The sequence below is a fragment of the Paenibacillus turpanensis genome (assembly GCF_011421635.1).
Taxonomy (GTDB): Bacteria; Bacillota; Bacilli; order Paenibacillales; family YIM-B00363; genus Paenibacillus_AK; species Paenibacillus_AK turpanensis.
Genome location: NZ_WTLI01000003.1, coordinates 262202 through 274702, shown reverse-complemented (window position 1 = coordinate 274702; position 12501 = coordinate 262202). Strand labels below are relative to the sequence as shown.

Annotated in this window: 10 protein-coding genes; all 10 read right to left on the bottom strand. The window is 51.3% G+C overall.

The genetic code is table 11. From position 1 onward, the window contains the following. Nucleotides 1-338: 338 nt before the first annotated feature. Nucleotides 339-1223, bottom strand: coding sequence for a DnaD domain protein (locus tag GQS10_RS04640; protein WP_243734950.1), 885 nt, complete (start codon nucleotides 1221-1223; stop codon nucleotides 339-341). Nucleotides 1224-1292: 69 nt separating this feature from the next. Then, complete coding sequence (asnS, locus tag GQS10_RS04635) at nucleotides 1293-2588, bottom strand: asparagine--tRNA ligase (RefSeq protein WP_166239466.1); 1296 nt, start codon at nucleotides 2586-2588, stop codon at nucleotides 1293-1295. 144 nt (nucleotides 2589-2732) lie between these two features. Beyond that, nucleotides 2733-3944: an acetate/propionate family kinase gene (locus GQS10_RS04630; RefSeq protein WP_166239464.1), complete on the bottom strand. Its 1212-nt coding sequence runs from the start codon at nucleotides 3942-3944 to the stop codon at nucleotides 2733-2735. Then, on the bottom strand, nucleotides 3941-4816 hold the full coding sequence (locus GQS10_RS04625) for a 3-hydroxyacyl-CoA dehydrogenase family protein (protein ID WP_166239462.1): 876 nt from the start codon (nucleotides 4814-4816) through the stop codon (nucleotides 3941-3943). Before GQS10_RS04625 ends, GQS10_RS04630 begins: the two co-directional genes overlap by 4 nt. 164 nt (nucleotides 4817-4980) lie before the next feature. Continuing rightward, the gene (locus tag GQS10_RS04620) at nucleotides 4981-6480 is read right to left on the bottom strand and encodes an AAA family ATPase (RefSeq protein ID WP_166239460.1); all 1500 of its coding nucleotides are present in this window, start codon (nucleotides 6478-6480) and stop codon (nucleotides 4981-4983) included. Continuing rightward, nucleotides 6473-7006 (bottom strand): hypothetical protein, encoded by a 534-nt coding sequence (locus GQS10_RS04615; RefSeq protein ID WP_166239458.1) that lies wholly within the window; start codon nucleotides 7004-7006, stop codon nucleotides 6473-6475. Before GQS10_RS04615 ends, GQS10_RS04620 begins: the two co-directional genes overlap by 8 nt. 138 nt (nucleotides 7007-7144) lie before the next feature. Next, complete coding sequence (locus GQS10_RS04610) at nucleotides 7145-7678, bottom strand: hypothetical protein (RefSeq protein ID WP_166239456.1); 534 nt, start codon at nucleotides 7676-7678, stop codon at nucleotides 7145-7147. Beyond that, nucleotides 7671-8963 carry an amidohydrolase gene (locus tag GQS10_RS04605; protein WP_166239564.1) on the bottom strand — a complete coding sequence of 431 codons (1293 nt, stop codon included), beginning with the start codon at nucleotides 8961-8963 and terminating at the stop codon, nucleotides 7671-7673. The genes GQS10_RS04610 and GQS10_RS04605 overlap by 8 nt, the downstream gene beginning before the upstream one ends. 11 nt (nucleotides 8964-8974) lie before the next feature. Next, a complete protein-coding gene (locus tag GQS10_RS04600) occupies nucleotides 8975-9607 on the bottom strand; it encodes a redox-sensing transcriptional repressor Rex (protein ID WP_166239454.1) in 633 nt (210 codons plus the stop codon). Then, nucleotides 9604-12492, bottom strand: coding sequence for an ATP-dependent DNA helicase DinG (gene dinG, locus GQS10_RS04595; RefSeq protein WP_166239452.1), 2889 nt, complete (start codon nucleotides 12490-12492; stop codon nucleotides 9604-9606). The genes GQS10_RS04600 and dinG overlap by 4 nt, the downstream gene beginning before the upstream one ends. Nucleotides 12493-12501 lie beyond the last annotated feature (9 nt).

Below are 12501 nucleotides of genomic sequence, written 5' to 3'. Positions count from 1 at the left end.
AAGAGAGGCGAAAGCTTATAGGACATACGACGACTGATTCCTATTGCTTAAGGAGAAATAACGGTTGGTAGTAGAACAAATCACACTAAAGATAGCGCTTACATTTAAAATACCAATGTTTTCCTTTTGTGTCATGCAATTATTTTTACTTCTTGCGTAAAATCAGCAATAATTTTGGCCTGCCTGTCCAAGCTGACGTAGGATCGGGAAGTAATGATTACATACAGAATTGTCGGCGCACCAGAAAAAAAACCAGGCCGCCCATTCGGACAGCCTGGTTTACATATGCATCGGTATGTTAGAATTCCACCGAAATTGTGTTCACTGAAAATGAACGATCACCGGGCGCGGAAGCGCTGAGTGTACTCCTTGGCCTGCTCAACCGTACGCACTTGGTTACGGCTCCATTCGAGCAGAATCCGGTCAATGTAGTTGAAGCGCAGTTTTCCCGCAAACACGGCTTCTTTCAGCGCAGCGGCGATCAGCGGCTCGGCATAACGGTCAAAGTCGATCCATTTGACAATCGTTTCGCACTCCATGGGAGAAAGCGGACGGCCAAATTCCTTTTCGAACATGGTAAAGACATCGACCTGTTCCACCGCCTTGCCGCTTTGGGGTCCCCCTCCAGCTGCGGAAGAACGCGGCGCTCCGCCTGAGCCTGCTTGACCCGGAGACGTCGTCGCCTCCAGCCCTGCCGCGCCCTGAGTAGCAGCAAGACCAGCCGGATTCTGCCGCCCCCCAGCCTGCTGCCCTCCGAAGTCGCCGGCAGAAGAACGCCGGCCGGAATCAGCCGACCAACCGCCGGTAGGATGCCCCGGCTCGGCGTGCTCCGAATCCGATGCGGCTTCGGTCTTCTGACGCTGCTCGGCAGCCCACAGCTTGATCGTCCGTTCCCACAGCGGTCCAAGGTTAAACCGGTCAAAATGCACGCCGGAGAACGAATCATAGTCCTCCTCCAGCTCGACAAACCCGCCGCTGACAAGCTTCTCCAGCGCTTCGATCACTGCGTTCGGCGTCGCGCTCATTCGCTCCTGCAGCTGCTCATGGGTCGGGAAATCCACCCTCTCATTTTCCATAAACGCATGCAGCTGAATGACCAGCATCGCTTCCGTATCGGTGAGGCCAAGCTTAGCATACACCTGCAGAAACATCAGCGGTATGGAAGCTGAGCCTGTCCGGACAGCGGCAAGAGCGCCCTGTTCCCAAGAATTCAACCCGTTCATGCGTCAACCTCCCGGTTCCTGCTCCAAAATCCTCAAAACAATATTCTCCCTGCTGCTGCAAAGGACCCCTTACGGGTATAAACGATACAGCAGACGCGGGAACGGAATCGTCTCCCGCACATGATCCAATCCGCAAATCCATGCAACCGTGCGCTCTAGCCCCAAGCCAAAGCCGGAATGCGGCACCGAGCCATATTTGCGCAGATCCAAATACCATTGGTAAGCTTCACGGGAGAGCTCGTGCTCGTCGAAGCGCGCTTCCAGAAGCGCCGGGTCGTCAATACGCTGCGACCCGCCGATAATTTCCCCATAACCCTCCGGCGCGATCATATCGGCGCAGAGCACAACCTCCAGCCGGTTCGGATCCGGCTTCATATAAAACGCCTTAATCGTCGTCGGATAATGTGTAATAAATACCGGCTTATCGTAAGCTTCGGCAATCGCCGTTTCATGCGGCGCACCAAAGTCCTCGCCCCACGGGAACTCAAAGCCGTTCTTGTTCAAGAACTCGACCGCTTCATCGTACGTTATCCGCGGGAATGGACCGACGATTTTCTCCAGCTTGCTTGTATCCCGCTCCAGCACCTTGAGCTCCTTCTCACAGTTGCGCAGCACAGACTGCACGATGTGCGATACAAACTGCTCCTGAATCTCAAGATTCTCTTCGTGCTCCACAAACGCCATTTCCGGCTCAATCATCCAGAACTCAATCAAGTGACGACGCGTCTTCGATTTTTCGGCACGGAACGTCGGCCCGAACGAATACACACGGCCTAACGCCATAGCCGCCGCTTCCATATACAGCTGACCCGATTGCGTCAAGAACGCATCCTCGTCAAAATATTTCGTATGAAATAAATTCGTTGTGCCTTCACAAGAGGAAGGCGTCAATATCGGAGGATCGACCAGCTTGAAATCGCGCTCGTCAAAAAACTGCTGAATCGCGCGAATAATTTCCGAGCGAACCGTCAGGATCGCACGCTGACGCGGCGAGCGAATCCATAGATGGCGATGATCCATTAAGAAGTCGACGCCATGCTCTTTCGGAGTAATCGGATAGTCCTGTGTAATATGAATCGGCTCTACATTCGTCAGCGTCAGCTCATACCCGCTAGGGGAACGCGGCTCCTCACGTACAATCCCTGTCACCCAGAGCGAGCTTTCCTGCGTCAGCTGCCCAGCTTTCTCCCAAACCTGCTCGCCTACCTCGTTCTTAACGAGAACGCCTTGAATAAAGCCAGTCCCGTCACGCAGCTGCAAAAACTGAATTTTACCGCTCGATCGTTTATTATGTACCCAGCATCCGATTCGGACCTCTTCGCCCACATGCCGGTTTACATTTGAAATTAACGCTTTGACCGCCATCTTGATACCACCTTGTTTCGTGATGATCAGGAAAACTACAGCTTATCCACCCAGGAAAGCGCCCATGCTGCACCGCAAATGATTGTATCATGCGAAAACCAGCATAAAGCGCCTCTGGGTGAACCCATTAATCGACCACTGTAATTATCCTTGATTTCCCGATTGTACCAAATTGAAAGTATCCCGGGCAATGACGAGCTCCTCATTCGTTGGAACAACGAGCACTTCCACCTTCGAATCCGCAGAAGAAATGCGTCTAACCTCACCGGAACGAATCTTGTTCGCTTCCAAATCCAGCTTTACTCCTAAGAACGACAAGCCTTCGCACACGTGAGCACGCAGAGTAGCGGAATTTTCTCCAACACCCGCTGTAAATACCATAACATCTAAACCGTTCAACGCCGCAGCGTAAGAACCGATGTACTTCCGCAAGCGGTACGTGTACATCTCGAAGGCAAGCTCGGCGTTCTTGTCGCCCTCCGCCATTGCCTCTTCAATTTCACGCATGTCGCTGCTAATATTGGAAATCGCGAGCAAACCGCTGTGCTTGTTCAGCATGGAGTTTACCTCGTGAATCGCGAGGTCCTGCTTCGCCATCGTAAACGGCACAATCGCCGGATCCAAGTCACCGCTGCGCGTGCCCATCATCAAGCCCTCAAGCGGTGTCATCCCCATCGACGTATCCACCGATTTTCCGTCCTTAACCGCAGACAAGCTGGCGCCATTCCCGATATGGCACGTAATAATCTTAAGATCCTCGATCGGACGTCCGAGAAACTTTGCTGCTTGCGCACTGACATACGCATGCGAAGTCCCGTGGAATCCGTAGCGGCGAATCTTGTATTTCCGATAAAGAATTTTTGGAATCGCATATAAGTAAGCATGCTGCGGCATCGTTTGATGGAACGCCGTATCGAATACCGCAACCTGAGGCACTCCAGGCAATACCTGATCAACCGCGTTAATGCCCATCATATGAGCCGGATTGTGCAGCGGCGCAAGGTCAAACAATCTCTTAATTTCTTGCTTTACTTCCTGTGTAACGATAACGGAAGAGGAGAACGATTCGCCTCCGTGTACAACGCGGTGACCTACGGCTTGAATTTCATCCACCGATTTCAAGACGCCGCACTCCGGATGAACGAGCTTATCCATAACCTTACGGATCGCCGTCGTATGATCAAGAATCTCACTTACCTCACGAACCTCGGGAGCGTCGGTAGGCTCATGAGTAAGCATGGCTGTATCCATGCCGATACGCTCAACCTTTCCCTTGGCCAAAACCGACTCATCGGTCATATTGTACAACTGATATTTTAGGGAAGAACTTCCCGCATTAATGACTAAAATGTTCATTTGATCCGGTCACCGTCCTCATCATATCGGAAAAATCCGCTGCCTGTTTTCGTTCCGAGCTGCCCAGCGCGCACCATCTTGCGGAGCAGCGTAGAAGGTCTGTATTTAATGTCGCCGAATTCCCTAAAGAGGCGTTCAAGCGCATACAGTACAGAATCAAGACCAAAGCGGTCCGCCATTTCAAGCGGGCCATAACGGAAATCGTAGCCGATCCGCATCGCTTTATCGATATCCTCAGCCGTCGTTACACCTTCTACGAGAGTATGAACAGCCTCGTTAATGAGCGTACAAATAAGCCGCGTAGTTACGAATCCCGGGGATTCATACACTGCAATCGGCTCTTTTTGAATAAATTCCTCGACGAACTTTTTCACCGTTTCAAACGTTGAAGTGGAAGTTTTCAAACCACGAATGATTTCTACCATATCGATCTTTTCGACAGGGTGAATAAAGTGCATGCCGATCACACGTTCCGGCTTCGTAGTTTCCTCAGCCAACTCCGTTAAGCTAAGAGTTGAAGTATTGCTCGCCAGAATCGTATCCTTGCCGCATACTTGATCCAATTTGCGAAAGACCTTTTTCTTCACATCTAAATCTTCCGTTACGGTTTCGATAACCAAATCGCATTCCGAAACCCGTTTAAATTCCGAAATTTTATGTATCCGCGATAAAATGATTTTTTTCTCCGAGTTCGTAATTGCCCAGCGTTCAATTTCTTTGTCCAAGTGCAGTGAGATCATCTTGTATCCGCGATCCAACTGCTCCTCCGTTTTTTCGACCAGAAACACGTCGAGCCCTTTCACCGCAAGCATTTGGGCAATACCTTGGCCCATCGTACCGGCGCCGATTACAGCGACTTTGCGAATATCCATATTTTGTTCCACCTCATCTTTTTCTCTATGACTAAGAATGGTTCTCAGCCTATCCAGCGTTGAGTATATCATTTCCGTTCAAAACTCTCTAGGACATTTATCACATCAATTATGTACAAATACCGACACATCCCGCAAAAAATTACAGGAAGTGCCGGATTCGGTTAAGCGGCCGTGGAAAACTGCTTCATCAGTTCTCTGAAACGGTCGCCCGATAAGGTTTCTTCTTTAATCAAAATCTCAAGGGATTGCTCAAACACCGGGCGGTAATTTGCCAATACCTCATGTGTTGTTGCAATTAAACGGTCAAGGATTGCTCCGTTTTCCTTCGTATACTCTTCCTTCGTCACCATCTGCAGGTTTACGATACCAAGCTCGGTCAAGCCCGAGTCGATCATCGTCTGCACCAGCTGCAGCGCTTGGTCGAAGTCGCCTTTGGAGCCCGTGCTGCGGTGGCCGTAAAAAATTTCTTCGGAAACTGCTCCGCCTAAAGCGACCATAATTTGATTTTCAATAAAAGGCTTCGTGTATAGATACTGGTCCTGCTGCGGCTGATGACGCACATAACCGAGCGCCTTACCGCGCGGACTTAGCGCTACCTGCGCGACCGAGCCCGGGCGCACATGTTCAGCAACAATAGCATGTCCCAGTTCATGGATTGCTACACGCTTCCGCTCATCACTCGTTGTTTCACGGTCTGTTTTTTCGCCCATCATGACCTTATCGACCGCCTTGGACAAGTGACCCTGACTGATCAGCTCCGACTGCTCACGCATGGCATAGATCGCCGCTTCGTTCATGACGCTTTCAAGCTGCGCACCCGAGAAGCCGTACGTTTCCTCGGCGACCTTATCCATCGAAACATCATCGGCAATCGGTTTGTTGCGCATATGAATGTTCAGGATATGCAGACGGCCTTTTTTATCCGGAAGATCGACATTGATATGACGGTCAAAACGTCCCGGACGCAAAAGCGCGCTATCCAGCGTTTCTTTCCGGTTCGTCGCTGCAATCAGCAAAATACGCGGCGCATCCGTAGTATGAATGCCGTCCATTTCCGTCAGAAGCTGGTTCAGCGTCTGGTCGTATTCCTTATGCTGGCCGCCGTCACGCTTGCCGCCGATCACGTCAATTTCATCAATAAAAATGATCGCACTTTCTTTATTTTCTTTAACCGCGCGCTGACGTGCTTCCTTGAACAAGTCACGGATGCGCCCAGCGCCGACGCCGACGTACATTTCCACAAATTCCGAACCGGACGCAGCAACATAAATCGAGTTCGTATAATGTGCAGCCGCTTTCGCGAGCAAGGTTTTGCCCGTGCCCGGAGGACCTTCCATCAAAATGCCTTTTAACGGACGGATCCCGAACTTCTTAATTTCTTCATGCTTGATCAAAAAGTCAAGAGCTTCCTTCAGCTCTCCCTTCGCTCTCTCTTGGCCGCCGATATCCTCGAAGGTCAAGTAAGCAGGAGGCTTCGATTTCGTTTTTCCGCGATCCCCGCCTACGCCGCCGACACCGGCACGCATACGGGTCATATAGAACAATGAACCGAGAATTACGCCCATCAGTACAATAGGAACAACATTTACACCCATAAACACTAAAAATGCAATGACAACAGGAACAAGTCCGATCATAATTTCTTTACCGTACTTACTCATTCGCCCACACCCCCAATGTCGCAGGTTTACGAGGCATAATGACATGCTTCGTAGCGCCGGTGCCATCCTTCATCGTAATATAGACGTTGAGTTCGTCCATGCGGGTGTCAACCACAACCCCCAATCCTTCGGCCTGCTTTTGCAGCGCATCAGGAATGCGGCTGTACTGCTTCGTTTCCATTGCCTCGGCCACATCAAACAATGCCTTCGACCATAGCTTCTCGAGCTCTTCTGATGCCGATTCGGCTACGTCGACCTCCAAGCTTCTATTATCAAGATAAGAAGCTCCCTTTGAACGGATTTCCTTAATGACCTTGCTCAGGTCGACATCCGGAGCAAGCGTGAGCTCAAGCTCCACCGACGTGCGGCCGTACTGCATTTCTGCTTTCTCCACACCCTCAATCGCCTGTACCGTTTCAAGAAGCGGATTTTCTTTTGCAACACTATGATAAACGAACCACCCACCGAAAAGCACGACGGAAGACACGATTACACTTGTTAAAATAGGAAGAAGACGCAGTTTCATTTCTTACGTCCCCCTTTCTAATCTATCGGTTTTTGATATATCTGAGTACATATCAGAGTATAGCATATCATTTGCCGATTAGGGGATGTAATGTGTGGAAGCCTGCGTCTTCGATCCAATATTGCAATTGTATACAGCTTAATTTGGCCGTTTGCTCAACTTATAGGTTTCAAGCCACTGTCCGGAAGCAAACGAATAAAAATCGTAGTAATACCGTCTGCCCCCGTCTTCTTCGCGATAATAAAACAGCTCCCAGGCCAAATCATTATGCCATTTGGCCGGAGAAATCCGTATGATATGCTTTTCCGCATCGCGTTCCGCCATTTCCAGCATTCGCTCCCGCGAAACGCCGCTGGACGGATCCACCACAACCGGAGCCTCGCCTTCCGTTATCCAAACCATTCGTGCATTACCTGCCGCATCCTTGCCGCTCACGATATGGAATTCCTTCTGTCCGACAAAGCGTTCGATATCGGTAATTTCGATGATCGGGGTATCGCGAAGCGTTTGCTCCATCGTCTGCTTCTCGTCCTGCCATTGCGGCGTTGAGGCAGTCCGATAGAAGTAAGTGACGAAAATTATCGATACCATGACCAAAAATAAAGCGCCGAAGCCGATTTTGGCCCCTAAGCTGATCGGCGTTCCCCGCCTGGATTCGCTGCGGCTAAGCAAGCAGTTCTCCGTAAGCGCGGGCGGCTTCCGCCATCACCTTTTCTTCATCCACGGTGAGGCATACCCGATTTTTGAGCAGCTGGCGTCCATTCACCCACATATCGCAGGTGTCTTGACCGGCAGCGGAATAAACGACATGCGAAATCAAGTCGGTTTTCGGGGCCAAATGCGGCTGATCGAGCTTCAGCGAGATAATATCCGCAGCGTATCCTTCTTTGAGCGCCCCGGTGTCCTCAAGCCAAATCGACCGGGCTCCGTCAAGTGTTCCCATCCTCAGCGCTTGCGCCGCCGGAATGGCCGTAGGGTCGCCGCTGACACCTTTATGAATAAGCGCGGCCAATCGAACCTCCTCGAACATATCGAGGTTATTGTTGCTTGCCGCCCCGTCTGTTCCAAGGGAAACAAGCACACCCGCTTTCGTGAGCTCAATCAGTCTCGCTACCCCGCTGGCCAGCTTCAAATTGCTGCCCGGATTATGGGATACGCGAACATCATGGCGGGCAAGAATTTCAATTTCCTCATCCGTTAAATGAACGCCATGCGCAACAAGCGTCGGCCTTGTAAAGACGCCAAGCTTCTCCAAGTGAGCAACCGGGCGCGCACCGTATTGATCGACGTTGTCCTGAACTTCTCTCGCCGTTTCGGACATATGGGTATGAATCGGAAGCTGCAGGTCATGTGCCGCCTGCACGATCCGCTCGATATAGTCCGGCGGGCAAGTATAAGGCGCATGAGGAGCCATCATCGTTGTAATGCGTCCTTCTGCTTTACCGTGCCAATCCTTTGCAAACCGGACCGCTTCCTCCAGCTTGGCCGTTTGTACATCCGGAGGACATAAGCCGATCACTCCGCGGCAAAGGCGGGCGCGAACGCCCGTTTCCTCGACCGCTTTTGCGGTCTCATCCATGTTGTCGTACATATCGACAAAGGTTGTCGTGCCGCTCTTGATCATTTCCACGATGGACAGCATGACGCCTGCGCGAGCCTTCGGCGCATCGATTTTGCCTTCCATCGGCCAAATTTTTTCCTGCAGCCATACCTGCAGGTTCAAATCGTCCGCGTAGCCGCGCAGCAAAGACATTGCAGCATGGCCATGCGTATTGACAAGACCGGGCATATACAGCTTATTGCGTCCGTCGACGACTTCCATGCCTTCCGTTTGTGCCGGGGCTTCCGTGCCTATGTACGATATTTTGCTGCCATCCATAACGAGATGTCCTTCAATGACTGGACGCGATTCGTCCATCGTAATGAAGGTACCGTTTTTAATCCAGGTCTTATTCATGATCCCGTTGCTCACTTGGCTTCCTCCTCTAAATAAAACGCAAGGCTTTGCAACTCTGTCGTAAAATCGGCGTAATGCACGCGCAGCTCGTTGGGCACACGCAGAATGATCGGGGCGAAGGACAAGATCGCCTCGACCCCTGCTTCCACAAATAAATTCGCCACATTTTGCGCCTCAGCCGCAGGTACGGTAATGATACCGATCCGTACACCAAGCCTCTTGACCGTGTCGATCAGCTCATTCATCGGCTGCACAGCCAGCTGATTAATCGAGCTGCCAACCTTTCCTTCCGAGGCGTCAAACACAGCGACGATTTTCATATTATCCTTCAAGTACGCATTATAATTGCACAGAGCCTGACCTAAATTGCCGGCTCCGACCAGGGCAACGTGAATCAGCTTGTCGAGCTTTAAAATTTGCCGGATTTTCTCGATCAAATAACCGACATCGTAGCCGATGCCCTTTTTGCCGAAGTCACCAAAATAAGCAAGATCCTTACGAATTTGTGCAGGATTCAAATCAAGGCGCTGTCCCAGCTCCTGAGAAGATACCGTTTGGACGCCGCGCAGCCGCAGCTCGTTTAAATACCGCAAATAAATCGGCAGTCTGCGGACGACGGCTTCGGATATTTTTGGGGGTTTCATACCATCTCCACCTGTTCCTTTTCCTTCAACCACTGGTCCATCCGCACGATCATTTGGTCGGCGGACATATGTTCAATTTTTGGACCCGGCAGCGAGTATAAAAAATGCTTTCCATACTGTGTATGCAGCACCCTCGTATCATAAATGATGACGATGCCGTGATCATTCGCTGTCCGCACCAGTCGGCCGAAGCCCTGCTTAAATTTAATAACGGCCTGCGGAACCGACAGCTTCATAAACGGATTTTTATTTTGCTTCTTTAAAAATTCGGAACGTGCCTCAACCAGCGGATGGTTCGGCGGAGAGAACGGAAGCCGCACAATCGCTAAGCAGGTAAGCGCGTCCCCGGGAATATCGACGCCTTCCCAAAAGCTGCTTGTGCCAAGCAGCACCGTTTTCGAATTTTGCTGGAACATGCGCACAAGCTTATTGCGTCCTGCCCCTTCCTGGCCCTGGCCTAGAACGCCGATACCTTCTCCGCGCAGCGCTTCCTTCAGCGGCTCGTAAATCTGCTTCAGCATTTTATAGGAAGTAAACAGCACCAGCATGCGGCCGCCGGTTACCTTGGCAGCTTCCGCTAAGGATGGAATGAGGCGGCTGACAAACTCGGCTTCTCCCGCCTGCCCCTTGACGATTGGGAAATCGCGGGGAATGACGACAAGCGCCTGCTCACGGTATCGGAATGGAGAAGGCAGCTTCACCGCTTTCGCCTTTCCGGATTCCAGCGCCGCATCCAGGCCAAGCTGTTCACATACATACTGGAACGAGTTTTCAATGGACAGCGTCGCCGAAGTCAGCACGACACTTTCCTTCGTTCCGAAAAACTGCTCGCGCAGCAAGTCGCTTACATCAATCGGCACCGCTGAAAGCTGCAGCGATTTGCTCTTGTAAGCCGGATTCATTTCCATCCAGTACACATAGTTTTTATCCGCCATTTGCACGAAAAACCTTGTAGCATCGCGCACTCTGTATAAATCTTTAACCGTACCGTTCAAATCTGTCAAGTAGCTCTGTACATCAAGCTCGTCTTTATATTCCTTGAGCTCATTAAGAACCTTCTCCAGCTTACGCAGCGTATCGGAAAGCCCCGTATAGAGGTTCTCTTCTGTTTCCTTCATTTTGTCCCATCCGATTGGAGGCTCGCTTTGCTTTAAGCGGAACACGATCGCGCCGCCCTCAGGCAGCGAGTCAGCTGCTGCAGAATTGGAGGCAAACGTATACAGCGATTCATAAAGCAGATCCCACTGCTCCTTAATCGTTTGCACGCTGCCGAGCATTTGCCCTAAAGAAGAGGCCCACGCCTCGGCGCGTTCCTGCTCCTGCTCTGCATTCTCAAGCTTCATAATCAGCGCCGGAAGCTGTCCCGTTTTACTGTCGCGCATCATCCGCAGCAACGGATTTACCAGACCGAAGTAATGCACATCCATCCCAAGGTGATTGCTCGCGACTTCCTCTACTTGATGGGCCTCGTCGAGAATCAGGTGGCGGTACGATGGAAGCAGACGATGATCCGCCTTCATGTCGGAGAACAACAAGGAATGGTTCGTAATGACGACATCGGCCTGTGATGCCTCATGTCGTGCACGGTGATAAAAACAGCTGCGAAACCACGGACATGCACGGTTCAAGCAGGAATCTGTATCGCTGGCGACGCTTGACCAAATATCCGACCCGCGCAGGCCTAGCTGAATTTCGTCATCATCGCCCCGCAGCGTATCGGCGAGCCATACGACCATCATTGCCGCAGCCAGCCGTTCTTCCTTCGAAGCGGCAGGATCAAGCGTATTTACGCGCTGCTCAAATTTACGCAAGCACAAGTAATGATGCCGGCCTTTGAGCAGCGCAGAGCGGAACGGAACCGGAAACAGCTCGTGGAGCAGCGGGATATCACGATCGAACAGCTGCTCCTGCAGCGTAATCGTATGCGTGCTGACAACCACTTTGTTCTCTGTGGTCAGGCTGTAGTAAATGCTCGGGACAAGATAGCCGAGCGATTTACCGGTACCGGTGCCCGCCTCAACAAGCAGGTGCTTGTCTGCGTCAAACGCTGCATGAACCTCGCCCATCATCTGATCCTGGGCAGGCCTGTCCTCGAACGACTGCAGACGCTCCTTAAGCGCTTCCCGGATCCGGTCGGCAAACGCGTCAAAGCCTTCTTCCAACAGCTGCTCCTGCTCTTCGGTAAATTCGGTTTTATCATCGTCGGTCCACTCTTGTCCCGAAAGGGCAAATTGACGGTAATATCGATATTTCGGGTTATCAACAAAACCTTCCCGCTCCCGTTCCTCCAAGTTGGTATGCAGGAACCAAAGAAGATCCTCGGTCGTCGGATGAAGGCTTCCCTCAAACAAATAAACGACGCGCTGCAGCGTGACCAGCGGCAGATCGTCAAGCTTTTCCAAGCATTTAAGCCAAATATGTGCGGTCGCTTCAGCATCGCTGTCAGCTTGATGAGGACGATCATGCGTAATGTCGAATGCTTTGCTGACAAAGGAAAGCTGAAGGCTGCTTAGGGTGGGGTACAACAGTCGCAGCCAATCGACAGTATCCAGTACTCTCCCGTCAAAAGGCATGTAACCGCAGGATTGAAGTGAGCGCTGCAAAAAAGACAGGTCGAAAGAAGCGTGGTGCGCAACAAGGGTACTGCCGGAAATCAGCGGAACCATATCGATCAGCACGTCTTCTAAGGAAGGGGCGTCCGCTACATCCTCTTCCGTTATTCCGGTTAAACCGGTTATAAAAGGAGGAATCGCGATGCTTGGCTTTATGTACGAGCTGAACTGCGTCGTAATTTTTCGATCCTCTATAATAACGAGACCAACCTGGATCGCTTCGTCCCCAGGCTGATCTCCAGTCGTTTCAAAATCGAGTACTGCGAATTTCATCGCGTTACT

What these genes read in the sequence shown, in the direction of transcription:
- GQS10_RS04615 (WP_166239458.1), bottom strand. Translation starts at nt 7,006, where the DNA reads ATGAAACTGCGTCTTCTTCCTATTTTAACAAGTGTAATCGTGTCTTCC.
- asnS (WP_166239466.1), bottom strand. Translation starts at nt 2,588, where the DNA reads ATGGCGGTCAAAGCGTTAATTTCAAATGTAAACCGGCATGTGGGCGAA.
- GQS10_RS04640 (WP_243734950.1), bottom strand. Translation starts at nt 1,223, where the DNA reads ATGAACGGGTTGAATTCTTGGGAACAGGGCGCTCTTGCCGCTGTCCGG.
- GQS10_RS04605 (WP_166239564.1), bottom strand. Translation starts at nt 8,963, where the DNA reads ATGAATAAGACCTGGATTAAAAACGGTACCTTCATTACGATGGACGAA.
- GQS10_RS04630 (WP_166239464.1), bottom strand. Translation starts at nt 3,944, where the DNA reads ATGAACATTTTAGTCATTAATGCGGGAAGTTCTTCCCTAAAATATCAG.
- GQS10_RS04625 (WP_166239462.1), bottom strand. Translation starts at nt 4,816, where the DNA reads ATGGATATTCGCAAAGTCGCTGTAATCGGCGCCGGTACGATGGGCCAA.
- GQS10_RS04620 (WP_166239460.1), bottom strand. Translation starts at nt 6,480, where the DNA reads ATGAGTAAGTACGGTAAAGAAATTATGATCGGACTTGTTCCTGTTGTC.
- GQS10_RS04600 (WP_166239454.1), bottom strand. Translation starts at nt 9,607, where the DNA reads ATGAAACCCCCAAAAATATCCGAAGCCGTCGTCCGCAGACTGCCGATT.
- dinG (WP_166239452.1), bottom strand. Translation starts at nt 12,492, where the DNA reads ATGAAATTCGCAGTACTCGATTTTGAAACGACTGGAGATCAGCCTGGG.